Raw genomic sequence first — 25,766 nt, forward strand, 5'->3', positions numbered from 1 at the left:
GTCCATTGAATATACGTATGATTTATCGTGAGCGAAGGCAATATCGTGATCTTGCCGGTGGCCTTCGGTAAACGGGATACCCGGAATGAGAGCAATGAGGCGATATCCCATGACCGTATCAGGCAGGCGGGAAGGATCTTCAAACATCCGTTCTCTTGTTATGTTTTAAGACGTTCTGTTTATGGCGTTGTGACAGCCTCCAGGTTGTGATATCACTTTTCAAAAATACTACCCTGGGCTGTATGGCGATTCAGGGGGGCGATGGATGCATCTTGTTTTCATTTCTGAGGAACGTCATGGCTCGCACGTAGCGGTGATTTTTATCCGTACATTGCGGTTTCGGGCGGGTTGACGCAGCTTTGGTGACCACCTGGGTTTGGTTGGGGCTGTTTGGATCGGATATCAAGGACGAAAGAGATCGCTCCACGGGACCAGAATGTTTCAAAAATCAGCGTTGCCTCGTTTTCGCGAAGCCCCTTTTCATATGCCCTGCCATGCCCTGCCATGATGTGCTGACAATAACCTTATGTTTTCGCAATACAAAAAAACAATGTCATGCGTTCAGGCTTTTCTGATGGCATGTTTTGATGATTCTTCAGGAGCGGTGTGTGGAAGAACAGGACTCTATCGTAGTAAATCGACGAGAAATATGGGGCGGCTATTTGGACAAGGCGACATTCGGGCTTGCCATTCTTTTTTGTCTCTTTGTGTTCGTCTCCAAGGCTGCCATGAACTCTTTGGGAGGGCTGCTGCTTTTGATGGGGCTTGTCTCTGCAGGGATAAACAGGCAGCCTCTTTTAACAGAAAATAAGTACCTTTCCTTTTTCCTTGTCCCCATTGGGGTAGGGGCCGTCACGGCCCTGTTTTCAGTTTCAGGCGGACTGGCTTCCGTGGCTTCGTTTTTAAACGACATGAAATTCTTTTTTCTTCCCATTGTTCTTGCCAGTGCGATCCGGGATGAAAAGAGATTTGGATGGCTTTTGGGGGCGGTGCTTCTTTCGGGTGTGGTGGCTGTTTCTTGGGGGATGGCAGACCCAGGACAGCGTGTGTTAGGGTTGTTTCATGGCAGGCATGCCGTCGGGCGTACCGCAGACATGCTGATGGTTACTATCCTGGGCATTGTGGTCTATCTTGGAAACGGTTCCTTCAGGCGAAAGATAGGCCCGGTGTGGGTTGCTGTTTTGGTCTGCATCGCGGGGCTGCTTTTCTGGGGGATGATCATGACCGCCATTCGGGGGGCCTGGCTGGGTGTCATCTTGGGACTTGGGGTGTATGCTTTGCTGTTTAATCGCAAGTGCCTTATTGCAGGTGTTGTCTTGGTGGTGATCGCCTGCAGCATCGGCCCTGCAGGTAAGGTGATTACGGAGTTCAAGTCCATCGGGGATACCACCTCCAACCATTCGAACCTTGCCAGGCTCCAGCTGTGGCGTGCTGGGCTGGATTTTTCCACACAGCATCTGTTCCTGGGGGCCGGCCGGGAGAAGATCGACGAACAGTTTAAGGCCTTTTACGCCTCACAGTCCGAGGCCTATCAAAAGAAGTATCCTTGGAGCAATACGTATCCTGGAAATTTCCACAACAGCTACATCCAGCTGTTGGCTGAATGTGGGTTGCTCTTTTTTTTTGTTTTTTCTGTGTGTGGTGTTTTGATATTCTATCAGCTTATCCGGGGCCTGGCCTGGGTTCCCCCAGAACAGGCCGTGTATGTGCAGGCAGCTATTTCCGGGGGGGCGGGTTTTTTGGCGAGCCAGTTTTTCCATGGTGAGCTTGTTTCGTACGGCGGGATTTTGCTTGTCTTGGTTCTTTTCGGTGGATTGATGGTTGCCCGGAATACGGAGCACCGGGTGAATTCGGCCACATAAGATGGCGGTATACCATGGCGGGTAGCGTATTTTCGGGCGGCCTGTCGGGTGATGCGTTCATCGTAATGGATTTAAGGATACGGAGTGTTTCGTATGAACCAACATATTCTTCAGTTGTGCCTGTCTCCAGATTTGGGAGGCCTTGAACTTTATGCCTTGAGGCTTTCCACTTTCCTTGCTCCCGAGGTGAATCTGACCTGCATTGTGTCGGAGGCGGGGCGGTTGAAAGGGGCCTTTGACAAAGCGGGGGTGCCGTGTATTTCCCTTCGGAAGCCGCCCAAGCTCCTGCCGTTTCGCACTGCCAGGAAAATTGCGGGTATCATCGACGCAGAGGATATTGACGTCATCCATATCCACTGGACAAAGGATATCCCCATTGCCGTGTTGGCCAAGCTTTTTTCCCGGAAAAAACCAAAGCTGGTGCAGTCCCGGCACATGACCATGACCCGCTTTAAAGGGGATATGTACCATAAGTTTTTGTACAAGCACATGGACATGATGATTGCAGTTACCCGGCAGGTCCAGAAGCAGATCGAGGCGTATGTCCCCTCTGGCGTGAGGCCCGCGGTGGAGACTCATTATATTGGGGCCAAAACACCTCAGCCCATTGATGAAGACCGGAAACAGGCGCTGCGTGCGCAGTATGCCTTAGGGGCTTCGTTTACCGTGGGGGTGGTTGCCCGGATCGAGGAGGGCAAGGGACAGTATCTTCTTATTGATGCCGTAAAACGGTTGAAGCAACAGGGGGTGGAGATCAAGGCCCTTCTTGTGGGGGACGCCATGGAAGAGTCGTATCTTGAAGACCTCAAGGCAGGCTTGAAGCGTGACGAACTGGAGTCGAATATCGTGTTTACCGGGTTTGTGACCAATGTGCAGGAACTTATGCAGACCTGTGATGTGGTGGTGTTGCCTCCGGAGGAGGAGACCTTCGGGATGGTTCTCATTGAAGCCATGAAGTGCGGTGTTGCCGTCATCGGGAGTAATCGCGGAGGTCCCCTTGAGATCATTGAGGATCGCCGGTCCGGACTGTTATTCGAGAGTCTGGACAGCCGGGACCTGGCCGACAAGATCGGGTATCTTTACACCCATGGTGAGGAGAGGGGACAGATCGCCCAGGAGGGCCGGCAGCGGGCCTGTGATTGTTTTGACGAGCAGACTCAATTTCAGGAAATGCTGGGGGTTTTGACCTCGCTGTGACGTCGGCCGGTCGGAAGATATACTTCGGAGGGTCCCGACCTTAGGCAAAATACGTTTTTTATGTTGTGGAAAAACAATGAATATTACATTGATAATTTCTGTTTACAACCGAGCTGATTTTCTCGACATAGTTCTGTCGTCTGTGATGCGGCAAAGGGATACAAATTTTGAAGTTGTTGTGGCTGAAGACGGAAGCAACGCCGCCATCAAAGAGGTCGTGGATTCTTACAGGGTGCGATCATCGGTTTCAATAACGCATCTTACCCAAGGGGATCACGGGTTTCGAAAGTGCAGGATTCTCAACAAAGCGGTGGCCGTGGCAACAGGGAAATTCCTGGTGTTTATCGACGGGGATTGCGCATTGCACCCCCGGTTTATTTCGGAGTATGCAAAGCGCTGCAAAAAAGATGTCTGCCTGTTCGGCCGCCGGGTGATGCTGGGCAAGTCATTTACGGACAGGCTCCTGAATGGGACTTTGGGCATCGGGCAGGTGAACCTGCCGTCCATTGTATGTTCCGACAGCAAGCGAAAGGAAAACGCAATCTGGCTGCCGTTTCGGCTGTCCATTCGGAAGCATGGTATTGTGGGATCCAATTTTTGTGTCTCAAGGGAAAAGCTGCTTCAAATCAATGGGTTCGATGAGGACTTTGAAAGCGCGTGTATCGGGGAGGATACCGATATCGAGCGCCGGTTGAGGCTAATGGGGGTTCGCTTTGAGTCCACCAAGTTCAACACCGTTCAGTATCACCTTCACCATCCAATGACGGATAGAAACGAATCCTATAGCAAGAGCTTTGGTGTTTACTCAGGAAAGTTGAAACAGAATTCCCACTGGTGCGCCAATGGGATAAAAAAAAGAGAGTTGCCATAGCCTGTCTCCATGCTGCAGGTGGTTTTCCTTCGGATCAATTATTGTGGTTTGATCGACAGGGCATCTGGGTTGCCTTTCAATTCAAGCTTGTGGAGCATGAAAGATGATGTTGAATAAGATTTTGTTCTACGTTCGAAACAAAGTGCGGATCAGGGGAAATCACGTTGTACGCATCGACAGGGCGGCTCGCGTCAGGCGGTGCTTTATTTCTATCAAGGGGCAGAACAACAGGCTGGTCATCCACAAAGGGGCCAGTATCCGTGATACGTTTTTGGAGATTGTCGGAAATGATTGTTCCATCGTGATCGGTGAAAATTGCCGAATCGGCCATAAGTGCTACCTGTCCGCCAAGGAGAATGGTATCTCCATTACAGTCGATAAAAATACATCGTTGTCACGCAATGTAAAAATCATGACAAGTGACGGGCACAATGTTATTCAAGACAGCCGACGAGTCAATCCTGCCAAAAGCATCGCTATCGGAGAACATGTCTGGATTGCCGACGGGGGTACGGTGTTGAAAGGGGGGGGGGTCGGGGATCATTCGATCATCGGACTGCATTCCGTGGTCACACGGGTCATAGGGTCACATAAAGTCGCGGTGGGAAACCCTGCGGTTGAAATCAAGGATGGAGTCACGTGGTGTGAAGAGTTGACATAGGATGTGTAACCAAACGTTGGGCGAGGTTTTTCAGGTCGTTCACCAACGATAAGGCAATCGGTCTTTTTTGTTTGGTATGGATGGTTGCCTTGTAAGATCTTCGTTGATTGAGTCTCTTATGCGCTAACTTACTATTGTGGTGGTATGTGGAGATGAAGCATGAAACGTATGGTTTATGAAGGCATCAGTCGATATGTGGCGGATTACCTTAATACGTTGGATAAATTGAAGAATGCCGTTGTTTTGGATGTTCCGGCGGGTGACGGGCGGTCCAGCGCGATCATGAAGCAAAAAGGGGCCACGGTCCTGGCATTTGATCTTTTTCCGTCATTCATGGAAGCGGAGGGCATCAAAACAGAGTTTGCGGACATGTCGGATGGAATTCCCCTTGGCGACCACGAAGCGGATCTGGTTCTCTGTCAGGAGGGAATTGAGCATATTCCAGATCACATGAAGCTGTTTCGAGAATTCAACAGGTTGTTGAAACCCGGGGGGCTATTGGTTCTTACCGTGCCGAACAAGTCATGTCTGGTGGGGCGCTTCACGTCCCTTGTCCATGAAGGGGAGACCTTGCGAAACATGCCGCCGTCCGAAGTGGACAGCATCTGGCACTCGGAAGGGAGCGACCAGATTTACTACGGTCACCTCTTTACGCCCACCGCCCACAGCCTGAGGACCATCTCTTCACTGAATGGTTTTGATATTGTTGAACGGGTTCCATGCCAGAAGAGCAAGTCGTCCATGGCTCTTTTGCCCTTGGTTGGGCCATTTGTTTACCTTCTTTCGACCTATGCTTTTGTCAGGAACTGTTTTAGGTGGAAGCACGACAAGTCTGCCCTCAAGCTGTTCTGGAATCAATACGCCCTTAACCTGTCACCCAAGACATTGCTGAACAAGCATACGTTTTGGGTTCTGGAAAAAAAACAAGAAGCCGATGAATCCAGAAAACGTATCGCAGCGCATTACAAGAGACGTTGACTGACTGTTTAATTATAGATGGTTAAGTGGCTGCTCAAAATTTATACCTGTCAGGTGTCCGGAATTGTACATGAAAAAAATCCTTGTGGTACGCAATGACAAAATTGGTGATTTTATGCTGGCGTGGCCGAGTTTTGCCATGCTTAAAGCATCCCTTCCGGAGTGCCGGATCGCAGCGCTGGTGCCAAGGTACACGGCGGACCTGGCGCGATTGTGTCCGTGGATCGATGATGTAATCATTGACCCCACCAAAAAGGGAAGCAACGCTGACCGGGCGAAGGTAGTCAAAGAGCTTAAGGGCCACCGGTTCGACGCATCCATCAACCTGTTTTCCACGACCTACAATGCCCTTCTCGTGCGGAAGGCGGGTATCCCGTATCGCCTGGCGCCGGCCACCAAGCTGGCCCAGATTCTCTATACCCATCGCCTGAGGCAGCGCCGATCCCGATCGGAAAAACCTGAATTTCAGTACAATCTGGATTTGATTCGCCGCTTTCTTGCCGATTTGGGGCAACCCGCCGTGGAGGTCCGGCCTCCTTATGTGGCGTTGCCCGGAGAGCAGGTCGCTTTGCAGCGCGGGGTGCTTGCCGAGCAGCTTGCTATTTCACTGGAAAAACCGTGGGTGTTTGTGCATGCAGGGTCCGGCGGGTCTGCCAACAATCTTTCTTTGGGTCAGTATGCGGAGTTGATCTGCGGGCTTCCTTCCCATTGCGAGGTGGTGTTGACGGCAGGGCCGGGGGAAGAGGACAATGCCCGGAGGTTGCTTGCCATGGTTGAAGAACGTGGACGGCGCGCTGTGTTGTATGACAAAAACGAGGGGTTGGTGGATTTTACGACGTCCATCGCCTGTGCGGCACTCTTTCTTGCCGGGTCCACGGGGCCCCTTCACATTGCAGGGGCCCTGGATGTTCCCACTGTGGGATTTTTCCCCCGGCGTCGCTCCTCAACCCCTTTGCGATGGATGCCCCTCAACTCGGAGGGGCGGCACCTGGCCTTTTGTCCGCCCGAAGGCGGCGGTGCGGACGGGGAGACGGACATGGGCCGCATTGATATTTCTGAGGCCCTGTTGACGATCAATCCATGGGCATCTGATTTTGTCGCATGATCCACAAATGGGCGTATTTCACGAAGGTGGAATGCGCCGACAGCAGGGAGAGCAAAAATCCCTGCTTTCCATCCAGAAATCCTACCTTGAGAACGTACATCTTTAAAAAACAGCCCAGGGCGTGCAGGATGCCCTGTGAGATGCTTCCCTTTTTTCCTCGCGATTCCCGCTGCTCAGCCCACGCCTTTGCGTATCCCGCCGATTTGACCAGATAGTGGTGCAGGTCCTTGTAAGTGTAGTGAATGGCATCCCCCGACAGGTCCTCCACAGCCATATCATCAGTAGCATCCACCGCTGCTCATGGACCAGGGAATCGTCATAGCGAGTGAGGCCGGTGGGGTCAGCCGCCGCCCGGTCCGGGTACCAGCCGCAATGCCGGATGACTGGCTGAACACCCAGCTCAGGCGGGAGATGCGAAAGACCTTTGCAGGGTCGTTGGCCGCAACGGCCGCCTGGATGCTGGCGCGAAGTTCCGGGGTGACCCGTTCGTCCGCATCCAGCCAGAGGACATAGTCTGATTTGACCTGGCTCTGGGCTATGCGGCGCTGTGGGCCGAAGCCGGGCCACTGGGCGTTGACAAAGAATCGGTCGGTAAACTGCCTGGCCACCTCCTCGGTGGTATCGGTGCTGCCCGAGTCGAGGATGACGATTTCATCGACCCATCCCTCAACGGTTTTCAGGCAGGCGGACAGGTTGTCCGCTTCATTTTTAACGATGACCGCAACGGCAAGGGTAGGGGTTGTTCGGGATTGTTCAGGCATGTGGTGATTTCACTTTGTGTGCTCGGTTCAAATTGAATGGCGCAACCCTCGGTGAGGTTGCCCTTTGCTGTCGATCTATCGGGTTCTTATTGATCTGGTGTGTGTGCGAGGAGCTGCTCCACGATGGGGATATCGTCTGGATGATCCACGCCCACGCTCTGGTGGCGGGTGATACCCACGTGCATGGGGATGCCGTTTTCAAGGAGCCGGAGCTGTTCGAGCTTTTCCACCTGTTCCAGGGTCCCCTGGGGAAGGGTTGCGAATAGCTCCAGGGTCTTCATACGGAAGGCGTAGAGTCCAACGTGTCCCAGGTACCCGTCAAAGGCGTCGTCACGGGGATAGGGGATGGGTGACCTTGAGAAGTAGAGGGCGCGGTGCGCTTCATCGGTGACCACCTTGACGCGGTTGGGGTTTGTTGCCTCCTCCGGTGAGATGGGCGTGGCCAGGGTGGTGACCCGGATGGCGGGGTCTGTGAAAAAGGGCGCCGTGAGCTCAGTGAGCATGTCCGGTGCAAGGGCTGGCTCGTCACCCTGGATATTGACGATGACGGCGTGCTCGGGGGCGTTGATGATCCTGGCCGCCTCAAGGACGCGATCGGTTCCGCTTCGGTGGGCTGACGAGGTCATTACCACGGGCACGCCGGCTGTTTTGGCCGCGTCATATATACGGTTGTCGTCGGTGGCCAAGAGAACACGGCTGATGGACGGGCAGCTTGAGGCCCGTTCGTAGACGCGCTGGAACATGGGTTTTCCGGCGATGGGGGCCAGGGGTTTGCCTGGGAACCGGGAGGAGTCGTAGCGTGCCGGAATGATGCCGATACAGGGGATGGATGAGGGCATGGAGGACTCTTTTATTCAAAGGTTAACATGGTGACGTGGCCGCCGCGGTTGCGCCCGTGGATAAAGGCACATTTGCCGCGTGTTGCAGTGTCACCCGGCGTTTTTTGCTTGTCGTGGCTTCTGCACGGATGCCGCCTTGGCTGCTGTGACATATTTGGTGGGCGACAGTATATCACCCATGCGTGACCAGGTGAAGGGGCATGCGCTTTACATAGCAGCCAGTCGGATGAGGTGTCTGCAGGTGGCCCTGGTGCCCCCTCGGCGGCCGGCGATGAGCTCCTGAAAGCGTTCTAAGGTTTTTTTGCGCTCCTGGCAGAGCCCGGCAAGGCGCACCAGCTGTGTTGCGGCCTCGTCGGCGGTCTCGCAGGTGATCAAAAGGCCCGCCTGTTTGAGGTCGTCCCCCACCCACGAGAAGTTGCTGAAAGATGGTCCCATGACGGGGATGAGGCCTGCGGCAAGGGGTTCCAGCATGTTCTGCCCGCCCAGGTCGGCAAAGCTGCCGCCCACAAAAGCGCTGTGGGCCGAGGCAAAGGCCGCCCCCATCTCACCGAACCGGTCCCAGACAACGAGACGGGTGTCCGCATCCAAAGACGGGCAGCAAGAGCGCTTGACGGGCGCAAGGTGAGCGCTTTCCAGGTCGCGGCATAAGGGCTCCACCCTCTCCATATGGCGTGGGAACCAGGCAATAAGGGCACTTTTGTCACGCTCAAGGAGTCCCCGGCACATGTCTGCAACCACCTGCTCTTCTTCTTCCCGAACCGAGGCCAGAAGGTAGATGGTGCGCCCTTCGGCCCCGGGAAACAGGTTGGGGACCGGGGATGCGGGGGAACCCGCTTCAGGTATTCTGTCGAATTTGATGTTGGGGATTACCTCCACCGGGGTGGCTGGAAAAAGCGCTTCCAGCCTGTCTGCGTCTCCGTCTGAGATGGCCGAGATGAAATCGGGGGCAAGTGGAGCCAAAAGACCTTTGAATCGGGCATACCCCTTGAAGCTTGAGGGGGTGAGGCGCCCGTTAATAACGGCAATGGTTGTGCCGGTGTGTTTGGCTGCGGCCAGCATGCCCGGCCAAAGTTCCAGTTCCACAAGGACGAGGAGGCGCGGTGCTACCTGTTGAAACGCTTTGTTCATAAGGCTTGGTGCGTCCAAGGGGGCATAGCATGCGGTGACATGTGTAGCGTTGGCCCTCGTCAGCTCCTTTTCAAGGACCTCCAGGCCCTGTCGGGTGTGGGTGGTGATGAGGATGCGGGGGGCCTTGTCTCCGGACAGCTCGGTTGCCAGTTCAGCGGCAATGTAGGATTCTCCAGCGGATGCCGCATGCATCCAGATATCCGAGGGCGTGAGTCGGTTTTCAGAGAGGGTCCGCTGGGGGTGGCCCTCTTTGAGGCGCTTGTGGTTTCGGGTCAGGGGCACGACAGCCTTCCAGAGGAGGTTGTATGCCGAAAGGACAAGGCCTGTGGTGAATCGAGAGAGGGTCATATGGAGCCGACTCCGGGGTGGCGGCAGCAGGGGGCTGCGCTCACCGGAAAAGGGGTTTTAAGGACATAACAAACCAGTCATGATAGGAGATGCGCCCGGGTGTGTCAATTTAAATGGGAATTGCATGGGGTTGACCCATCTGATATAGATAGACATTTGTAGGAAAAGGGTGGGCGCCTCGGCCTGAAATTTGCTCGGGGCCTGTTTTTGTACCACCCGGATCTTCCCAGATACGAGCCATTAAGCCTTGTGTTCCACAGGCCGTGTGCTGAGCGGTTTTTTGTGGGCATCAATAAAAATAGACACATTTGGATTGGATAATCACATGACGATTTCTCAGGAACTGATCGACATTCTGGCATGCCCGAAGTGCAAAGAGAAGGTGGAACTCAATGAGGCCGGAGACGGCCTGGTGTGCGGGGCCTGCAAGCTCGTGTATGAAATCCGGGACGGCATCCCCGTGATGCTGGCCGAAGAGGCCAAGCCCCTTTCATAGGTCATGCGGCCCACAGAGATGTTGCCCGCAAAGCTGGTGATCGGCGTGCTGACGGAGGAGAGCGGCTTGTTGCTCCATGTCGCTTCGGCCCTGGTGGATCGGTTCGGTCCTGTGGATATGGTGAGCCCGTGGATGCCGTTCAGCAGCACCTCCTACTACAAAGCCGAGATGGGAGGGCCCCTTTTCCGGCGGGTTTTCTCCTTTGCCCGGCCCGTGGGCCAGGATACCCTGGCCGAGATCAAGGGCCTCACCAATGCCCTGGAAGACGATTTTTCAATTCATGCAAGGCGGAGAGTCAATATCGATCCCGGGCTTCTTTTAAACGCCCGGTTCCTGCTGGCCACGGCCAAGGATCATGCCCACAGGGTCTGCATCGGCAAGGGAATCTATGCGGATCTGACCCTGGTATACAGGGACGGTGCGTTTCGCCCGCTGCCCTGGACATTTCCCGACTACACCGAGCCGCTGATGATTGATTTTCTGACGGATGTCCGCAGGCGCTACGACGCCTTGCTTCATCACACACTTAAGGAATGAATGCCCCATGGTTAAAAGCATGACCGCCTATGCCCGGGCGGAAAAAATGGACGGCAGTGTGACCGCTGAAGTGGAACTTCGCAGTTACAACAGCCGTTTTCTGGATACCCATATCAAAGTTCCCCACGGCTACAGCCGGTTTGAAGAGAAGGTGCGCGGGGTGATCGCGTCTCGCCTGGAGCGAGGCCGGGTGGAAGCCCGTGTGACGATCCGAAATGAAGCCGATGACGCCATCGCCTTTGAAGCGGACACGGCCAAGGCCCGCGCTTATGGCCTGGCCCTGAAGGAGGCGGCCGAGGCCGCCGGCATTGAGGCGACCGTTACCCTGGACCAGCTTCTGCACATCAACGGCCTGGTGGTGCCCAAGGAGATGGAGACCGACTACGATCATCACTGGCAGGTGGTGGAGGCGTGCCTGACGGAAGCCCTGTCCGGGCTGGATGCCATGCGGGCCAAGGAGGGGGACTTTCTGGCCGACGACTTGAAAGAGCGCCTGAATACCGTGGAGGGTTCCCTGGACACCATCGAAGAGGGTGCCGGTGCCCTGCCTGCCATCTATCGGGAGCGCCTTATGGACCGCATCGCAACCCTCTGCGGCGGTGCTGTGGAAGTGGACGAGGCGCGCATTGCCCAGGAGGCAGCCCTTCTGGCTGATCGAAGCGATATTTCCGAGGAGATCACCCGGTCCCGGAGCCACATCGTGCAGTTTCGCTCCATCATGGCCGGGGACGAAGAGGCGGGCCGGAAGCTCAACTTCCTTCTTCAGGAGTTCAACCGGGAGTTCAACACCATGGGCTCAAAGATCGGCAAGGCCGAGATTGCCCATATCATTGTAAAGGTGAAGTCCGAGCTTGAAAAGATGCGCGAGCAGGTCCAGAACATCGAGTAGGGCCGAGCGGCGTCGGTTGACAACGTGTTGGCGGGTGGCCCGGGGTATGAAGGCCCTGGCGCCCGCAACCCTTATACCCTTTGGAAATGATTATGGAACAGCAGGCGTTATTGAATATCGGTTTCGGGAGCAGCGTGGTGGCAGAACGCGTCATCGCCATCGTCTCTCCCAACTCAGCCCCCATGAAGCGGTTGAAGGACGATGCCAAGGATGACAAGCGGCTGGTGGACGCCACCCACGGCAGGCGGACCCGTTCCATCATCGTGATGGACAGCAACCACGTTATCCTTTCGGCCATTCAGGCGGAAACCATCTCCCAGCGCTACGCCCAGCTCAGGGACGGTGGGAAAGAGGATACCTGCCCACCTCTCAGGAGAGATTTTGAAACGACGAGGCAATATCTATATCGTATCGGCGCCCTCGGGTGCCGGAAAGTCCACTTTGTGCCGGGAGCTCCTCAAGGCCTACCCCGACATCACCTACTCCATTTCCCACACCACCCGGGCTCCCCGCGGGGGCGAGGAGAATGGGAAAGATTACCACTTCATCACCCGTGAGGCCTTTGAAGAGCGCATCGAAAAAGGGCTTATGGCCGAGTGGGCCGAGGTGCACGGCAACTACTACGGCACCTCCCTGGAGACCCTGGAGGACACGGTGGCCAAAGGCGTTGATGTGCTTCTGGACATTGACGTGCAGGGGGCAAGGCAGATGTGTGAATCGCTCCCTGAGTGCGTGACCATTTTTATCATGCCTCCGTCTGTGGACGAGCTTCGGGCGCGCCTTGAAAAACGCGCAAGTCTATCGCCAGACCATCGAAAAGCGCATGAAAAATGCCGTGGGCGAGATGGATCAGCGCGACTTTTACAGCCACGTGATCGTTAACGACGATCTGAATGAAGCCGTGGCCGCCTTTGTTTCCGTGGTGAAGAGTTGTCGTGAAGGGGTGGCCTCCTGATGAAGCACGGGAAACAGACGAAGCAGGGCAAGGTGCGGAAACCCTCGGCTGATTTGCTGTACGGTATCAACCCGGTCATGGAGGCCTTGAAGGCCGGCAGGCGCCAGGTTCGACGGCTGATCCTGGCTTCGGGTCGGCGGGACCGGCGGGTGGATGCCCTGGAGTCCCTTGCCCGTGACGCGGGCGTACCGGTGGAGCGGGTGGACGCCGAGACCCTGGAGGGGCTGTGCGGAACCCGCCAGCATCAGGGGGCGGCCCTTGACGCCGGTGCCCTTCCGGGTATGGCCCCGGACGACCTGGTTCGCATTGCGGAAAAAAAAGGGGAGGTCCCCTTTCTCGTGCTGCTGGACAGCATTGAGGATCCCCAACTGGGTCATTGTGTGTACAGCCCATTGCGCTGGGGCCCACGGGGTGGTGGTGCCCAAAGATCGCTCGGCTCAGCTCACCGCCCTTGTGTCCAAGGCATCGGCAGGGGCCCTGGAGCATATGCCGGTGGCCGTGGTGACCAACCTGGCCAAGGCCATGGAGGAACTCAAGGCCGAAGGGCTCTGGTTCGCAGGGCTCGATGCCGACGGGGACAGCACCCTTTTCGGCGGAGATTTTTCAGCGCCCCTGGGCATTGTTGTGGGCAGCGAAGGCAAGGGGCTTCGTCCCCTTGTGAGAAAAGGGTGTGATTTTATCGTCTCCATTCCCCTGAAAGGGGAGGTGGACTCCCTCAACGCCTCGGTGGCAGCCTCCCTCGTGATGTACGAGGTGGTACGCCAGCGAGGCTGAGCAGGAAGGCAACTGAATCGTGATGACGGGCTTTACAAACAGGCTTGAATAAACAGACTCAGGCCTGTCAGAATCAAAGGCGAATGCGATTTTCCCCAGGCAACCGAGGGGAAAGCGCATTCGCAATCTGCTTTCGAGGTGGACACCTCGCCGCCGGAGGCAGCGGTTTTGTTTTTTTGGGGAGCGTGGTTGATTCGACTTTAACCATAGACGTCACGTTTCAGGGGGGCTGGATGAGGTTGCGGTGGGTTTCGGCAGTGGCGCTGTCGGCGGCTTCCCCGGCGACCCTCCCCGGTGTCGGGTCTGCGGGGTGCTGCTTCCCTGGGAGGCGCCTGCAATTACCCCAGTCCCTGGGGAAGACGACCTGGCCGACGTGTTCAACGGAGTGATGTCCAGTGTGATGTGTGCGGCCTGCAGAGCGGGAGCCCAGGAACCCTCGGGGCAGCGGTGCTCGGCCTGTGGGGAGCCCCTTCCAGGGGTCGTGGCCGATCCTCCCTTGTGCGGGGCCTGCATGGACCCGAGCCGTCCCCTGACGCGTATGACGGCCCGTATCTTTACGACGGTGGCCCGGCCCTGGCTGTTCAGGCCTTGAAGTACAAAAACAAGCGAGCATTGGCGCCCCCCATGGGGCGCCTTCTTTTTGCCCGGGCCCTTTGTACGTATCTGGACGGGGACTTAAAAAGGTGGGATATTGATCTTGTGGTTCCTGTGCCCCTGCATGGGAAACGCCTGAGAAAACGCGGGTTCAATCAGTCGTCCCTTCTTGTGGATCCTTTTGAAGGCAGGGACGGCATTCGGGTCTGCCATCGCCTGCTGCGCCGCAGGCGGCCCACGGTGTCCCAGGCCGGGTTGTCCCGAAGGGCTCGTCTGTCCAATGTGAGGGGGGCCTTTGAGCTGGCATCCGGTGCATCGGCCAGGGGCAAGAGGGTGCTTCTGGTGGATGATGTCTTCACCACCGGCTCCACCCTGACAGCCTGCGCCGCCCGTCAAAAAAGCACGGGGCCGCCTAGGAGAGCCTGGTTTTTGCCAGGCGGGACATGACACGTTAACGGTTTAAGGAGCGATTGAGATGAACCCATCGGTTGTGGTCGGGGTTGTGCAGTTTGATGTGGTGGAAGGGGGGCTTGAGGCCAACCTCACGCGGGCCTTTCAGGGACTGATGAAACTGGCCGAGGCTGGGTGCCACCTGGCGGTGCTTCCTGAGATGTGGGTAAACGGATTCGACAACGAAAACTTGGGGACCATGGCCAGTGAGACCCCGGAGATCCTGGCCCGGCTCCAAGCCTTTGCCGCACGGGAGAACATGGTGGTGGCAGGCTCTCTGCCCGAAGAGGCGGACGGAGCGGTGGTGAACACCCTGTACGCGGTGGATCGGGACGGGGAGATAAAGGGGGGTGATTGTAACTTCATCTTTTTCTCCCACCCGGAGGATCTCCACTTTGCCGCCGGCAGCGAGGCTGTGGTGGCCGAGACCTCTATCGGTCGGCTGGGGCTCATGGTCTGTTATGACCTGCGGTTTCCTGAACTGGCGCGGGGGTTGGTTCTGGATGGCGCCGAGATCCTCGTGGTCCCGGCCCAGTGGCCGGCGGCGCGCCTTGTGCACTGGGAGACGCTCCTCAAGGCCCGGGCCATGGAGAACCAATGCTTCGTGGTGGGGGCCAACCGGGTGGGGCGCTCCGGAAACCTCATTTACAAAGGTGCCTCTCAGGTGGTGTCGCCCCTGGGGGATGAACTGGCCCACGGGGGGAGTGCGGACGGCGAGGTGGTGGCGCTTATGGACCGGAAGGTCATGGTCTCTGCCCGGGAGCACGTCCCTTGTCTTGAAGAACGGCGCCCCATGTGTTACAGCAGGCGATTGACAGAAAGAGCATGATGGTGCGGGGCATGGGTTTTCAGCGACGGGGTCTCCGCACGCCGGCATGTGACAAACCCCCGTCGATACAGGGGAGGTCTCCATGGAGCGAAGGTGTTCAGGCGAACTGGTATACGATTGTTTTCCCGCCCTTTCCAGGGTGTCCTGGCTTTTTCAGATGGCTGATGCGCAAGGGCGGGGTGAGTACCGGCCCCTTTCAGGGTCTCAACGCCGGGGTTTCCTCCGGTGATGACGGTGAGGCTGTGGCCGCCAACCGCCAGGCGATTCTGCAGGAGAGTGGCGGCAGCGAGCTGGTGGTGCTCTCCCAGGTCCACGGAAACGCCGTTCATGTTCACGCCGGGCCGGAGCTCGGCCCGGTGGAGGCCGACGCCGTGGTGACGGACCGCCCAGGTGCCATGCTCACCATCCTCACCGCCGACTGCCAGGCCGTGGTCCTTGCTGATCCTGTCAGGAAGGTGGTGGCCAATGCCCATGCGGGATGGCGCGGCAGCGTGGCAGGGGTACTCGCCGCCACTGTCTCAGTGATGACAGACCGGTTCGGGTGCCGCCCGGAAGACTTGCTGGCAGGCATCGGGCCGTCTCTGGGGCCCTGCTGTGCAGAGTTCGTCCATTACAAAACAGAGCTGCCGCGGTCCTTTTGCACCCATCGGGTGGGGTTCAACCATTTTGATTTCTGGGCCATCAGCCGGGACCAGCTCTGCGATGCCGGCCTTTCGGCGTCGAACATAGCCGCTGCCCAGTGTTGCACCCGATGCGACGAGGAACATTACTATTCGTACCGGCGGAATCATACAACCGGCCGGATGGCCACGGTGATCGGCATCAAACCGTCGGCCCCATAAAGACGATCGACAATTAATGGAATCATGATGAAACTTAGCGATTGCACCCTGCTATGGAACCGGGAGGTAAGCCCCGGATACTATCACATGGGCCTTGAGGCCCCGGCGCGCTACACCGAAGCCGCGCCCGGACAGTTCGTGATGCTCAAGGCGGAAAAGGGCGGCACCCTGCTGCGACGGCCTTTTTCCATCCATGACGTCACAACACAAGGGGACAAGACCGTTGTCACCCTCCTTTACAAAGTGGTGGGCCCCAACACCCGGGTCTACGCCGGGATGAAGGACGGGGACGTCCTCAGCATGCTCGGTCCCCTGGGCAACAGGTTCACCGAGCCCCAGGCCGGGGAGACCACCTTTCTTGCCGGGGGCGGCATCGGCATTGCGCCCATGCTGCTGTTGGCCAGGCGCATTCTTGCAAAGGGGGGCTCCCCTTCGGACCACACCGTTTTTATCGGTGGGCGCAGCCGGGAGGATGTCCTGGCTGAAGAGGCCTTCCGTGAGCTCGGGTTCCCTGTTGTGGTGACCACAGACGACGGTTCGGCTGGAGAAAAAGGGCGGATTACAGCGCCCATGGCCCGTCTCTTGAGTGAAAAAAATCCGGCCAAGGTCTATGCCTGCGGGCCCCATCCCATGCTGGTGGGGGTTGCGGATCTCATGGACGGTCACGACGCTCTGTGCGAACTCTCCCTGGAGATCATCATGGCCTGCGGCATGGGGGCCTGCATGGGCTGCGTGGTGGAATCCAGCGACGAGGACGCGCCGTACCGCCATGTCTGTATCGACGGGCCGGTGTTTGATGCCCGCACCATCAAGGTGTAGGCAAGGAGGGGTTGTGACGGACAGATTGCAGAACATACGCCTCACCGAAAAGGTGAAGGCGGCCGGTTGAGCGGCCAAGGTGGATCCAGGGGTCCTGGATCGCGTGGTCAAAGGGTTGAAGGTGACCCGTCCCCCCGAGCTTCTCGTGGGGGTGGACGGGGCCGATGACGCCGGCGTGTATCAACTCAGCGAGGAAACGGCGCTGATCCAGACCCTAGATTTTCTGACACCGGTCACCGATTCCCCTTACGACTTTGGCCGCATTGCAGCGGCCAACTCCCTGAGCGACGTGTACGCCATGGGGGGAAGGCCGCTGACGGCCATGAACATCGTCTGTTTTCCCACGGACTCCCTGCCCGAAGAGGTGCTGGCTGAGACCCTTGCAGGGGGCCTTGAGACCATCCATGAATCCGGGGCCTGCCTGGTGGGCGGACACAGTGTGGACGACGCCGAGTTCAAATACGGCCTGTCCGTCACCGGCGTGGTGCACCCCAAACGCCTTCTGACCAATGGCGGGGCGCGCACCGGAGATGCCCTTATCCTCACCAAGCCCCTGGGTAGCGGCTTGCTGTCCACGGCCATCAAGGGGCAGGTGGCCGGAGCCGAGGCGTCGCGCCGTCTCGTGGAGGTGTGTGCCGCCTTGAACAAGTCGGCGGCCGAGGCCCTTGACACCTTTCACCCTACGGCCTGCACCGATGTGACAGGGTTTGGCTTTGCAGGGCACGCCCTGGAGATGGCACGGGGAGCGAAAAAACGGTTGGTGGTGTCTGTCTCTTCCCTTCCGGTGATGGACGGGGCTCTGGAGTATGCGGAGATGGGTCTCCTGCCTGCCGGAGCATACCGGAACAGAGAGTTCTGCGGCATGTCGGTGGAGGTCTTTCCTTCGGTGCCCCGCAGTCTTGCGGACCTGATCTTTGACCCCCAGACCTCCGGGGGGCTTCTGGTGGCCCTGCCGGCATCCGAGGCCGAACCCTGCCTTTCCGTCATGAAAGGGCTGGGTATGGAGGCTGCCGTTGTGGGTGAGGTGGCCGGTGAGTCGAGCTGTGGATCGGTGGAGTGCATTTGAGGAATCGGGGTGGCAAGGGAGAGAAGGAATCCCCTGTGGCCCCCTGATTTGGTGCGTTTACCGGTAGGCGGTGTGTTGCGGATGTGCCTGAATGTCTCATGGGTTGCGTGATATAAGTCTTTAAAAACTATGATGTTCAGTGCTCTTTGGAATTGACTTTCAGCAATTCGCATGATAGGTGAGTCAAGGCTGAGTTGACTTCCGTAATGCCTTGTGTTGCGGGTTCGAGGAAGGAACACTGTGAACAAAGAGATTGCTCAGATCCTCAAGGAGTTATCGTATTACAGCAGTCTGGGGCTTCAGGTTGCCATTTCGATACTGCTGGGTGTCGGCGTAGGGATTTTTCTGGATCGCTTTTTCGGAACGACCCCCGTGCTGATGCTTGTCTTCCTCGTTTTGGGTATTGCTGCCGCATTTCGGAATCTTCTTCTTGCGGTCAAAAGAAGCAAAAAACTGTAGGCGAATGGGAGATCTACATGGGGGTGCAGCAGAAAATACTGGGGTTCGTTACACGGGCCAATTGGGTGCTTCTTGCCCTGGCTGCTGTGATGGGACCCATTTTTTTTTCTGCTGACGTGGCCATGGGCCTCACCTGCGGCGCCCTCATCGTAACAGTCAATTTCCATCTCCTTGCCCGTACCCTGGAAAAGGGGCTCAGGCCCAGGAAACTTGCGTCGAGGAATGTGATCCTGGCAAAGTACTATGTCAGGTTTTTGATAAGTGCGGTACTAATCTTTTTTCTCATTTCAAAGCACCTTGTGGATCCGCTGGGGCTCATTCTCGGACTCTCTGTGGTCGTGGTGAGTGTCACCCTGGCAACGGTGTGCGAACTGATGAAACTCATCTTTAAGGAGGCGGTGTAAGGATGGCACATCCCTTTTTGTTCCTGGTTGATTTCTTTGACGTCAATGGGGCTCTTTATCATTTTGCTCACAAGTATCCCCATGTGATGTACACGTGGCTGGTGATGCTCCTGCTTGCGGGGATCGGTTTTGTTGCGGCTCGCAAGCCCGCCCTGATCCCCACCAAGGGGCAGAACTTCTTCGAAATCGTCATCGGCGGACTGGAAGATTTCCTCGTCGAGACGGTGGGGGAGGAGGGCCGCTGGTTTACCCCCCTTGCAGCCACCATTTTCATTTTTATTTTTGTCTCCAACCTCATCGGTCTGGTGCCGGGTTTCTTCCCGCCCACGGCGACCCTGAACACAACCGGCGCCTGTGCCCTGGTGGTGTTCTGCTTCACCCACTTCATCGGCGTGAAGTATCACGGTGCCAAGTACGTGAAGCACTTCATGGGCCCGGTCTGGTGGATGGTTCCCCTCATCATGCCCATTGAGATCATCGGCCACCTGGCCAGGGTGCTCTCCCTCTCGTTCCGTCTTTTCGGCAACATGATGGGTCACGAGCTGGTCCTGGGGATCCTCTTTATGCTGGCCGGTCTTTACTTTGCCCCGCTGCCCATCATGGCCCTGGGGATCTTTGTTGCCTTTGTTCAGGCCTTCGTGTTTTTCCTGCTCTCCATTATTTACTTTCAGGGCTCTCTGGAACACGCACACTGATCGGCATCGCACACTGTTTTGGGATTACACGGCTTACACATTGGGATAATGGAAGAAGCCGAATATCAATACACTCTACATTAAGGAGAAACAAATGGAAGCATTACAGTTCTTCGTGGTCAGCTCTTTTTCTGCAGCACTTGCCATTGCCATCGCAGCTTTCGGATGTGGCATCGGCCAGGGTATGGGTCTCAAAGCCGCCGTTGAAGGGATCGCAAGAAACCCCGAATCTTCCGGTAAAGTAACTGTAACCATGCTCATCGGTCTTGCCATGATCGAATCACTCTGTATCTACGCTCTGGTTATCGCGCTGATCCTTATCTACGCGCATCCCCAGGCTGCAGCCATCGCAGGTCTCCTCGGATAATTCCGGGCAACCTCGTTGTCTCTGAGTACATTCAGGGCCGGATCGTTGATACAACGATCCGGCCCTTTTTTTATTGTTTTTTGCCGGTGGAACGAGTCAGCTTGCCTCCGGCGGCCAGGTTTTTTGATAAAAGCTGGGCCAAAAGCGTTTTGGTTGGCTCGTTACGTCCAAAGCAGTGGATGCACCAATCTCAGTGGCGCAACCGGATGTTTGTCAGATCCAAACCATAAAATCGGGAAAAGGTTGGCCCCCGGCAAGGACGCCTGAGTCAACCATGAATTCAATGGCTGCTTGCGCTTTGCTATTGAAAACAGGCGCTTTGATTGTCTCGGAAAGATCCCTTGACCCTCAGAAAGCCAATCATATATAGTATGAAAGTTAAGGGCATGGTATCGGTAAGGTCACGGAGCCTTCCGGGCATGCTCCCTTTTTTATCGGGCTCATCTGTTTTTTGATCGTCCTGCTATCCAACCATTCCATCGCAACCCGTGTTCCGGCGAAGCGGTGTTGTTACTCTGGAGTTCTGGCCCATGCCGTTCCTGATATTGAAATACCAGGGAAAAATGATCCGGCAATATACCGTGGAGTATGGTCGCCCCTTATCCATCGGTCGCAATGAGAAGAACGATGTCATCATCGGCAACCTGGCCGTCTCCGGCTTTCATGCCCGTGTGGAGTTCCGTGAGAACAACGTGGTCGTATCGGACCTTGAGAGCAAGAACGGAACATACGTCAACGGAAATCGCATCAAAAAGGCGGTGTTGACAAACGGCGATGAGTTGGGGGTGGGTAAGCACCAGCTCCTCTTTTCCGAACACCGGGCCGATGTTACCTTTCAGGAGACACCCCTGACGGCCACCAAGGCAGGCAGCCTTGATGTGACCATGGCCATCGACACCTCGGAGCTGAAAAATGGCAGGCAAAAGGAGTTGAAGGGTGTTTCGGCAAAGCCCCTGCCCATCCTGGTGTTTAAGAAGGGAGGCAAGGGACGCATCGAGCTGGAGGGACGCTATACCCGCATGGGAAATGCCCGATCAAACGAGGTGGTGGTCAAAGGGTTTTTCGTGGGAAAGCGTGCGGCCACCGTGGTTCGACGTGACGACGGGTATTACCTGAACCACGTTTCCGGCCTCATCAAGCCCAGGCTCAACGGGGTGAAGGTGGGCAAGGAGCCCGTGAAACTGACCCACGGAGATACGGTCTCCCTCGGGCAATCCAATTTGCGGTTTCTCTCCAAGGTGCGCATGCGAAAGGTGGATGGTCCAGGTGACGACGACGCCCTGGATGCATCGGTTTCCCGGGCCTGATCGCCAGGCGCCATTGCGGTATCGCCTTTTAAGCCGCCCCTCCCCACGTGGGAGAGGCGGCTCCTGAGGCACGGTGTTGGGAAGGGTCTCCTTGAGGTAGCGGCCGGTTACGGATCGCGGGTCGGCCGCGATCTCCTCGGGGGTGCCGACGGCCACGATATTGCCGCCGCCCTCTCCCCCTTCCGGCCCCAGGTCGATGACGTGGTCGGCACACTTGATGACATCCAGGTTGTGCTCGATGATGAGGATGGTGTTTCCCGCGTCCACCAGGCGGTTGAGGACCAGCATGAGCTTTCGGATGTCCTCCAGGTGCAGGCCGGTGGTGGGCTCGTCAAGGATGTAGACGGTGTGACCGCCTCCCTTTTTGGAGAGCTCCCTGGCCAGCTTGATGCGCTGGGCCTCGCCGCCCGACAGGGTGGTGGCGGCCTGGCCCAGGTGGATGTAGCCCATGCCCACCTCGATGAGGGTTTCCAGCTTGGCCCGCAGCACCGGATAGCTTTTGAAGAATTCAAAGGCCTGGTTTACCGTCATGTCCAGCACGTCGGCGATGTTTTTACCCCGGTAGCGGACGTCGAGGGTGTCGCGGTTGTAGCGCTTTCCACCGCAGACGTCGCAGGGCACATAGACGTCAGGCAAGAAGTGCATCTCGATTTTGACGATGCCGTCTCCCTGGCACGCTTCGCAGCGCCCCCCCTTCATGTTGAAACTGAACCGTCCCTGTTTGTACCCTCGTTCCCTGGCCTCCTTGGTTTTTGCGAAAATATCGCGAATGGCGTTGAAAAGCCCAGTATAGGTCGCCGGGTTGGATCGCGGGGTTTTGCCGATGGGGGATTGGTCGATGCCGATGACGCGGTCTACCAGGGAGAGGCCCTCAAGGCGTGTGTAATCGCCGGGACGCTCCTTGGCGCTCGAAAGCTTCTGGGAGAGGACCCGCTTCAGGGTGGTGAGCACCAGGGTGGATTTGCCCGAACCCGAGACACCGGTGACACAGGTGAGGGTCCCCAGGGGAAAGTCCACGGTGACCTCTTTCAGGTTGTTGGCCCGAGCTCCCATGAGGGTCAGGCACCCTTTGTCGTGGGGACGTCGCTTCAAGGGTGGCTCGATGCCCCGGCGGCCGGAAAAATAGAGGCCGGTGAGGGACTCTTCGCAGGCAGTGATGCCCGAAGGGGGGCCGGAGTAGACCACCTGCCCGCCCCGGATGCCGGCGGCAGGCCCCATGTCGATGAGGTGGTCTGCTGCGTAGATGGTGTCGGTGTCGTGTTCCACCACCAGAACGGTGTTGCCCAGGTCCCGGATCTTTTTCAGGGTGTCGATGAGGCGCCGGTTGTCACGTTGGTGCAGTCCGATGCTGGGTTCGTCCAGCACGTAGAGAACCCCGGAGAGCTTGGAGCCGATCTGGGTGGCCAGGCGGATGCGCTGACTCTCCCCGCCGGAGAGGGTGGAGGCGCCCCGGGAGAGGGTGAGGTAGGAGAGGCCCACATCGGTGAGAAAGGTGAGGCGGCTGGTGAGCTCCCGAAGGATGGGGGCTGCCACCAGGGCTGTTTTCCCGGAAAAGGAGAACTCCGAGAGGGTGGCAAGGGCCTTTTCTACGGACATGGCGGTGATGTCGGAGATGGAATGGCCGTCGATGCGCACGGCCCGGGCCAGGTCGTTGAGGCGCGAGCCCCTGCATGCAGGGCAGGGGTGTTGGGTCATGAACCGGCGCACGTCCTCTTTTTCCGATGCGGTGGTGGCGTCGTCCAGCCGCTTCTGAAGGGCGGGGATCACCCCTTCAAAGGGGGTCTCATAGGTGACCTTGCGTCCTTTTTTCTCAAAATAAAACGGGATGGCCTCCTTTCCCGATCCTTTCAGGACCACCTTTTTAAAGGAGGCGGAGAGATCTCGAAACGGTGTGTAGATGGAGGCGCCGTAATGATGGGTCAGGGCATCCAGGAATTCGGCGAATTGAACGGAGCTTCGCGAGGCCCAGGGTGCCACGGCCCCTTCCCGAAGGGAGAGGTCCGGGTCCGGGACAATGAGTCCCGGGTCGAAGCCTTCTGTGGTACCCAGGCCGCCGCAGCGCTGACAGGCCCCTTGTGGGGAGTTGAAGGAGAAGGACGCCGGCGTGTAGTCCGGCAGGGTGATGCCGCATTCGCTGCATCCTTTTTCTTCGGAGTAAAGGATGGTGTGGCGGATCTCCGTGCTCCCCTCTGCAAGAAGGTCAATACCCGCCTTGCCGTCTGCGGTGCGGGCGGCAAGTTCCAGGGAGTCGGCCAGGCGGTTTCGCATGCCCTCTTTGATGACGATGCGGTCGATGATGACGTCAAAGGGGTGGTCATCCACACGAAAGCCCTCGGGGAGATCGTCGAGTTCGTAGAGACGGCTGCCCACGCGGACCCGTGAATACCCTTCTCGCCTGAGGCGCCTGAGCATGGCTGCCGCGGCATCGGGCGCCATGGCCGGAAGGGGGGCCGTGATCAGGATACGTGTGCCTTCGGGCTCGTCAAGGACCTCGCCGATGATCTCATCCAGGGACCGGAAGCCCACCTCCTTGCCGCATGAGGGGCAATGGGGCGTGCCCGAACGTGCGAAGAGAAGTCGCAGGAAATCGTAAATTTCGGTGACGGTTCCCACCGTGGAACGGGGGTTGTGGGAGGAGCTCTTCTGCTCGATGGCGATGGCCGGTGAGAGCCCGTCGATAAAGTCGACATCGGGCTTTTCCATCTGCCCTAAAAACTGGCGGGCATAGGTGGAAAGGGACTCCACGTATCGCCTCTGGCCTTCTGCGTAGAGGGTATCGAAGGCCAGGGAGGATTTGCCCGACCCCGAAAGCCCGGTGACCACCACCAGGGCGTTTTTGGGAAACGAGACGTCGATGTTTTTCAGGTTGTGCTGCCGGGCTCCGGATATTGTGATCTCAGGTTGAACCATGGTGTGTTTGATTCCTGATGAAGGGCATGGTGCGCCGCCTAAGGGGCGGCGCATGGTTTCCGCTGCGCGTGCTATCTGCGGATTCGGTTTCGTGCCTGCATGGCGGCCATGTGCATGGCGGAAAGGAGGCTGCCTTCCGAGGCGATGTTTTTCCATGCGATGTCGTAGGCGGTGCCGTGGTCCACGGAGGTGCGGATGATGGGAAGCCCCAGGGTGGTGTTTACCCCGTCATGGAAGTGAACCATCTTAAACGGGATGAGGCCCTGGTCATGGTACATGCAGACCACGGCGTCGTAGTGCCCTTCGGCGGCCTTGAAAAAAACCGTGTCCGGGGGCAGGGGCTCGCTGATGGTGCATTCCGGATGCAGGGCCCGTGCTGCTTCCACGGCCGGGGCAATGAGTCGGCTCTCCTCGTCGCCGAAGAGGCCCTCTTCCCCGGCATGGGGGTTCAGGCCTGCCACACCGATGCGCGGTTTCTCCACCCCGAATCGTTCGGTGAGGGACCGGGCCGTAAGGCTTATCAGATCAGTGATCTTGGCGGGTGTGAGTTGGCGGACCACCTCCTGCAGGGGGATGTGGATGGTGACCAGCACCACCTTCAGGCGGTCTCCGGCCATCATCATGGCGAATTCCGTGGCCCGGGTGCGGGAGGCGATGAGCTCGGTGTGCCCGTGAAATTCGGATCCGGCCAGTTTCATGGCCACCTTGTGGATGGGGCCGGTGACCATGGCGTCGCACTCCCCGCAAAGGGCCAGGTCCACGGAGCGGGTGATGGCGTCGATCATGGCCTGACCGGTGCGGGCTGTGGGGGCACCGGGGACCACCTCGTCGGGGGCCAGGAAAGCGCAGGGAGAAGGTCGATGGTGCCCGGGGTAAAACGGGCCTCGCTGACCGAGTTGACGGTCCGGATCGTCAAGGGCACGCCGGTGGTCTCAATGGCTCTTGTCATGGTCGCTTCATCACCCACAAGCAGGGGCCGTATGTTTTCATGGGCTTTGGGGGAGTGAAAAGCCTTGGCGGCGATTTCCGGGCCGATCCCGCAGGGATCGCCCATGGTCAGGGCCAGCAGGGGAGGCTGGGTCATGTGTACTCCTTTATTATATAGGGGGGTGCCCGGATGGTGGGGCACCGACACCCTGGGGGTTCTGCCGTATGATTCCGGAATTCTGCGATATACGTGATGATAGCATGCGAACGACCGGATACCGGGCTTCTTCCATCTATATATACCAGCAGCGCTGGTTCAGGGGAATGCAAAAAAGAGAATGAAAGGGACCAATGGGTGGGGCGGAAATATGTTGCCTCGGGAGGAACTCCCAGGGGCATCCCCTATGTTGTGGTAGGTGTCGGGTATGGGGCAACAGGTTGGGGGGAGGCCGGGAAAGGGGTGTTTTATGGGGCCCTTGGGGGTAACACCCCAGGGGGGGGCAGGAGAAAAAAGGGGAACTCACCTAAGGGGGCTAAATGGTGCAGTATTTGGGGTGATCAGATGGGGGGGCAGAGTGGGTATGCTGAAAAATGGAGCAAATCAGAGCAATGCAGAGAAAACGAGAGTTTTTGTGTTTGTCGTCTTTGGAAAGGAAACCGTGGATCATTCGAATATAGTTAGATAAATCTGTGTTG

At 57.5% G+C, this 25,766-nt stretch carries 28 protein-coding genes and 3 pseudogenes; 24 read left to right on the plus strand and 7 right to left on the minus strand.

The window, feature by feature from the left end; translation table 11 throughout:
* Window positions 1–608: 608 nt before the first annotated feature.
* The 6 genes from ACOYW1_RS02530 (at window position 609) to ACOYW1_RS02555 (ending at window position 6,674) form a co-directional block, all read left to right on the plus strand.
* Window positions 609–1,862, plus strand: coding sequence for an O-antigen ligase family protein (locus tag ACOYW1_RS02530; RefSeq protein WP_482421545.1), 1,254 nt, complete (start codon window positions 609–611; stop codon window positions 1,860–1,862).
* 93 nt (window positions 1,863–1,955) lie between these two features.
* On the plus strand, window positions 1,956–3,059 hold the full coding sequence (locus ACOYW1_RS02535; protein WP_482421546.1) for a glycosyltransferase family 4 protein: 1,104 nt from the start codon (window positions 1,956–1,958) through the stop codon (window positions 3,057–3,059).
* A gap of 76 nt (window positions 3,060–3,135) precedes the next feature.
* Window positions 3,136–3,930: a glycosyltransferase gene (locus ACOYW1_RS02540; RefSeq protein ID WP_482421547.1), complete on the plus strand. Its 795-nt coding sequence runs from the start codon at window positions 3,136–3,138 to the stop codon at window positions 3,928–3,930.
* Between the two features lie 103 nt (window positions 3,931–4,033).
* Entirely contained in the window at window positions 4,034–4,591 is a 558-nt protein-coding gene (locus tag ACOYW1_RS02545; protein ID WP_482421548.1) for an acyltransferase, read from the plus strand.
* A gap of 159 nt (window positions 4,592–4,750) precedes the next feature.
* Window positions 4,751–5,569: a class I SAM-dependent methyltransferase gene (locus tag ACOYW1_RS02550; RefSeq protein ID WP_482421549.1), complete on the plus strand. Its 819-nt coding sequence runs from the start codon at window positions 4,751–4,753 to the stop codon at window positions 5,567–5,569.
* Between the two features lie 70 nt (window positions 5,570–5,639).
* On the plus strand, window positions 5,640–6,674 hold the full coding sequence (locus tag ACOYW1_RS02555) for a glycosyltransferase family 9 protein (RefSeq protein WP_482421550.1): 1,035 nt from the start codon (window positions 5,640–5,642) through the stop codon (window positions 6,672–6,674).
* On the opposite strand, the gene ACOYW1_RS02560 is transcribed toward ACOYW1_RS02555, so the two are convergent.
* The 4 genes from ACOYW1_RS02560 to ACOYW1_RS02575 form a co-directional block, all read right to left on the minus strand.
* Window positions 6,643–6,948: a hypothetical protein gene (locus ACOYW1_RS02560; protein ID WP_482421551.1), complete on the minus strand. Its 306-nt coding sequence runs from the start codon at window positions 6,946–6,948 to the stop codon at window positions 6,643–6,645. The genes ACOYW1_RS02555 and ACOYW1_RS02560 overlap by 32 nt on opposite strands.
* 4 nt (window positions 6,949–6,952) lie before the next feature.
* Window positions 6,953–7,435, minus strand: a complete 483-nt coding sequence (locus ACOYW1_RS02565) for a glycosyltransferase family 2 protein (RefSeq protein WP_482421552.1) — start codon at window positions 7,433–7,435, stop codon at window positions 6,953–6,955.
* A gap of 86 nt (window positions 7,436–7,521) precedes the next feature.
* The gene (gene kdsB, locus ACOYW1_RS02570; RefSeq protein WP_482421553.1) at window positions 7,522–8,274 is read right to left on the minus strand and encodes a 3-deoxy-manno-octulosonate cytidylyltransferase; all 753 of its coding nucleotides are present in this window, start codon (window positions 8,272–8,274) and stop codon (window positions 7,522–7,524) included.
* Between the two features lie 207 nt (window positions 8,275–8,481).
* Complete coding sequence (locus tag ACOYW1_RS02575; RefSeq protein ID WP_482421554.1) at window positions 8,482–9,750, minus strand: 3-deoxy-D-manno-octulosonic acid transferase; 1,269 nt, start codon at window positions 9,748–9,750, stop codon at window positions 8,482–8,484.
* A gap of 325 nt (window positions 9,751–10,075) precedes the next feature.
* On the opposite strand from ACOYW1_RS02575, the gene ACOYW1_RS02580 reads away from it, so the two are divergent.
* The 18 genes and pseudogenes from ACOYW1_RS02580 to ACOYW1_RS02665 form a co-directional block, all read left to right on the plus strand.
* Window positions 10,076–10,246 carry a Trm112 family protein gene (locus ACOYW1_RS02580; RefSeq protein WP_092207376.1) on the plus strand — a complete coding sequence of 57 codons (171 nt, stop codon included), beginning with the start codon at window positions 10,076–10,078 and terminating at the stop codon, window positions 10,244–10,246.
* 18 nt (window positions 10,247–10,264) lie between these two features.
* The gene (locus ACOYW1_RS02585) at window positions 10,265–10,783 is read left to right on the plus strand and encodes a DUF4416 family protein (RefSeq protein ID WP_482421555.1); all 519 of its coding nucleotides are present in this window, start codon (window positions 10,265–10,267) and stop codon (window positions 10,781–10,783) included.
* Between the two features lie 7 nt (window positions 10,784–10,790).
* Window positions 10,791–11,672: a YicC/YloC family endoribonuclease gene (locus ACOYW1_RS02590; protein WP_482415056.1), complete on the plus strand. Its 882-nt coding sequence runs from the start codon at window positions 10,791–10,793 to the stop codon at window positions 11,670–11,672.
* 92 nt (window positions 11,673–11,764) lie between these two features.
* Window positions 11,765–12,004 (plus strand): annotated as a pseudogene (locus tag ACOYW1_RS02595) (extracellular matrix/biofilm biosynthesis regulator RemA family protein); the annotation flags it as partial.
* Between the two features lie 49 nt (window positions 12,005–12,053).
* The gene (gmk, locus tag ACOYW1_RS02600; RefSeq protein WP_482421556.1) at window positions 12,054–12,554 is read left to right on the plus strand and encodes a guanylate kinase; all 501 of its coding nucleotides are present in this window, start codon (window positions 12,054–12,056) and stop codon (window positions 12,552–12,554) included.
* Between the two features lie 150 nt (window positions 12,555–12,704).
* A pseudogene (locus tag ACOYW1_RS02605) lies at window positions 12,705–12,830 on the plus strand (RNA methyltransferase substrate-binding domain-containing protein); the annotation flags it as partial.
* Between the two features lie 175 nt (window positions 12,831–13,005).
* Complete coding sequence (locus ACOYW1_RS02610) at window positions 13,006–13,401, plus strand: 23S rRNA (guanosine(2251)-2'-O)-methyltransferase RlmB (RefSeq protein ID WP_482421557.1); 396 nt, start codon at window positions 13,006–13,008, stop codon at window positions 13,399–13,401.
* Between the two features lie 244 nt (window positions 13,402–13,645).
* Window positions 13,646–13,993, plus strand: coding sequence for a hypothetical protein (locus ACOYW1_RS02615; protein ID WP_482421558.1), 348 nt, complete (start codon window positions 13,646–13,648; stop codon window positions 13,991–13,993).
* Between the two features lie 32 nt (window positions 13,994–14,025).
* Entirely contained in the window at window positions 14,026–14,442 is a 417-nt protein-coding gene (locus tag ACOYW1_RS02620) for a ComF family protein (protein ID WP_482421559.1), read from the plus strand.
* A 28-nt stretch (window positions 14,443–14,470) separates the two neighbouring features.
* Entirely contained in the window at window positions 14,471–15,274 is an 804-nt protein-coding gene (locus ACOYW1_RS02625) for a nitrilase-related carbon-nitrogen hydrolase (RefSeq protein WP_482421560.1), read from the plus strand.
* 164 nt (window positions 15,275–15,438) lie between these two features.
* Window positions 15,439–16,116, plus strand: a complete 678-nt coding sequence (gene pgeF, locus ACOYW1_RS02630) for a peptidoglycan editing factor PgeF (RefSeq protein WP_482421561.1) — start codon at window positions 15,439–15,441, stop codon at window positions 16,114–16,116.
* A gap of 24 nt (window positions 16,117–16,140) precedes the next feature.
* The gene (locus tag ACOYW1_RS02635) at window positions 16,141–16,935 is read left to right on the plus strand and encodes a dihydroorotate dehydrogenase electron transfer subunit (RefSeq protein ID WP_482421562.1); all 795 of its coding nucleotides are present in this window, start codon (window positions 16,141–16,143) and stop codon (window positions 16,933–16,935) included.
* On the plus strand, window positions 16,913–18,001 hold the full coding sequence (selD, locus tag ACOYW1_RS02640) for a selenide, water dikinase SelD (RefSeq protein ID WP_482423641.1): 1,089 nt from the start codon (window positions 16,913–16,915) through the stop codon (window positions 17,999–18,001). The genes ACOYW1_RS02635 and selD overlap by 23 nt, the downstream gene beginning before the upstream one ends.
* Window positions 18,002–18,241: 240 nt before the next feature.
* On the plus strand, window positions 18,242–18,460 hold the full coding sequence (locus tag ACOYW1_RS02645) for an AtpZ/AtpI family protein (protein ID WP_180136817.1): 219 nt from the start codon (window positions 18,242–18,244) through the stop codon (window positions 18,458–18,460).
* A 17-nt stretch (window positions 18,461–18,477) separates the two neighbouring features.
* Entirely contained in the window at window positions 18,478–18,864 is a 387-nt protein-coding gene (locus tag ACOYW1_RS02650; RefSeq protein WP_482415064.1) for an ATP synthase subunit I, read from the plus strand.
* A gap of 2 nt (window positions 18,865–18,866) precedes the next feature.
* Entirely contained in the window at window positions 18,867–19,559 is a 693-nt protein-coding gene (gene atpB / locus ACOYW1_RS02655; protein ID WP_482415065.1) for a F0F1 ATP synthase subunit A, read from the plus strand.
* Between the two features lie 94 nt (window positions 19,560–19,653).
* A complete protein-coding gene (gene atpE, locus ACOYW1_RS02660; RefSeq protein ID WP_092207350.1) occupies window positions 19,654–19,926 on the plus strand; it encodes an ATP synthase F0 subunit C in 273 nt (90 codons plus the stop codon).
* Between the two features lie 563 nt (window positions 19,927–20,489).
* A pseudogene (locus ACOYW1_RS02665) lies at window positions 20,490–21,077 on the plus strand (FHA domain-containing protein); the annotation flags it as partial.
* Here ACOYW1_RS02665 and uvrA read toward each other — a convergent pair.
* The 3 genes from uvrA to ACOYW1_RS02680 all read right to left on the minus strand — a co-directional run bounded on the left by uvrA (window position 20,961) and on the right by ACOYW1_RS02680 (window position 25,227).
* Window positions 20,961–24,143 carry an excinuclease ABC subunit UvrA gene (uvrA, locus tag ACOYW1_RS02670; protein WP_482421563.1) on the minus strand — a complete coding sequence of 1,061 codons (3,183 nt, stop codon included), beginning with the start codon at window positions 24,141–24,143 and terminating at the stop codon, window positions 20,961–20,963. The pseudogene ACOYW1_RS02665 and the gene uvrA sit on opposite strands and share 117 nt — an antisense overlap.
* Window positions 24,144–24,214: 71 nt before the next feature.
* Window positions 24,215–24,928: a 4-hydroxythreonine-4-phosphate dehydrogenase PdxA gene (gene pdxA, locus ACOYW1_RS02675; RefSeq protein ID WP_482421564.1), complete on the minus strand. Its 714-nt coding sequence runs from the start codon at window positions 24,926–24,928 to the stop codon at window positions 24,215–24,217.
* Window positions 24,925–25,227, minus strand: coding sequence for a hypothetical protein (locus ACOYW1_RS02680; RefSeq protein WP_482421565.1), 303 nt, complete (start codon window positions 25,225–25,227; stop codon window positions 24,925–24,927). The genes pdxA and ACOYW1_RS02680 overlap by 4 nt, the downstream gene beginning before the upstream one ends.
* Window positions 25,228–25,766: the final 539 nt, after the last annotated feature.

The sequence above is a fragment of the Desulfoluna sp. CYM3A genome, from assembly GCF_056829965.1.

Bases quoted from the DNA above. Each gene is read 5' to 3' on its own strand.
- kdsB (WP_482421553.1), bottom strand. From the start codon at position 8,274: ATGCCCTCATCCATCCCCTGTATCGGCATCATTCCGGCACGCTACGAC.
- ACOYW1_RS02565 (WP_482421552.1), bottom strand. From the start codon at position 7,435: ATGCCTGAACAATCCCGAACAACCCCTACCCTTGCCGTTGCGGTCATC.
- ACOYW1_RS02585 (WP_482421555.1), top strand. From the start codon at position 10,265: ATGTTGCCCGCAAAGCTGGTGATCGGCGTGCTGACGGAGGAGAGCGGC.
- uvrA (WP_482421563.1), bottom strand. From the start codon at position 24,143: ATGGTTCAACCTGAGATCACAATATCCGGAGCCCGGCAGCACAACCTG.
- ACOYW1_RS02625 (WP_482421560.1), top strand. From the start codon at position 14,471: ATGAACCCATCGGTTGTGGTCGGGGTTGTGCAGTTTGATGTGGTGGAA.
- ACOYW1_RS02575 (WP_482421554.1), bottom strand. From the start codon at position 9,750: ATGACCCTCTCTCGATTCACCACAGGCCTTGTCCTTTCGGCATACAAC.
- ACOYW1_RS02620 (WP_482421559.1), top strand. From the start codon at position 14,026: ATGGGGCGCCTTCTTTTTGCCCGGGCCCTTTGTACGTATCTGGACGGG.
- ACOYW1_RS02680 (WP_482421565.1), bottom strand. From the start codon at position 25,227: ATGACCCAGCCTCCCCTGCTGGCCCTGACCATGGGCGATCCCTGCGGG.
- ACOYW1_RS02580 (WP_092207376.1), top strand. From the start codon at position 10,076: ATGACGATTTCTCAGGAACTGATCGACATTCTGGCATGCCCGAAGTGC.
- ACOYW1_RS02550 (WP_482421549.1), top strand. From the start codon at position 4,751: ATGAAACGTATGGTTTATGAAGGCATCAGTCGATATGTGGCGGATTAC.
- atpB (WP_482415065.1), top strand. From the start codon at position 18,867: ATGGCACATCCCTTTTTGTTCCTGGTTGATTTCTTTGACGTCAATGGG.
- ACOYW1_RS02555 (WP_482421550.1), top strand. From the start codon at position 5,640: ATGAAAAAAATCCTTGTGGTACGCAATGACAAAATTGGTGATTTTATG.
- ACOYW1_RS02635 (WP_482421562.1), top strand. From the start codon at position 16,141: ATGATGAAACTTAGCGATTGCACCCTGCTATGGAACCGGGAGGTAAGC.
- ACOYW1_RS02535 (WP_482421546.1), top strand. From the start codon at position 1,956: ATGAACCAACATATTCTTCAGTTGTGCCTGTCTCCAGATTTGGGAGGC.
- ACOYW1_RS02650 (WP_482415064.1), top strand. From the start codon at position 18,478: ATGGGGGTGCAGCAGAAAATACTGGGGTTCGTTACACGGGCCAATTGG.
- ACOYW1_RS02560 (WP_482421551.1), bottom strand. From the start codon at position 6,948: ATGGCTGTGGAGGACCTGTCGGGGGATGCCATTCACTACACTTACAAG.
- ACOYW1_RS02590 (WP_482415056.1), top strand. From the start codon at position 10,791: ATGGTTAAAAGCATGACCGCCTATGCCCGGGCGGAAAAAATGGACGGC.
- ACOYW1_RS02545 (WP_482421548.1), top strand. From the start codon at position 4,034: ATGATGTTGAATAAGATTTTGTTCTACGTTCGAAACAAAGTGCGGATC.
- pgeF (WP_482421561.1), top strand. From the start codon at position 15,439: ATGCGCAAGGGCGGGGTGAGTACCGGCCCCTTTCAGGGTCTCAACGCC.
- atpE (WP_092207350.1), top strand. From the start codon at position 19,654: ATGGAAGCATTACAGTTCTTCGTGGTCAGCTCTTTTTCTGCAGCACTT.
- pdxA (WP_482421564.1), bottom strand. From the start codon at position 24,928: ATGATCGACGCCATCACCCGCTCCGTGGACCTGGCCCTTTGCGGGGAG.
- ACOYW1_RS02540 (WP_482421547.1), top strand. From the start codon at position 3,136: ATGAATATTACATTGATAATTTCTGTTTACAACCGAGCTGATTTTCTC.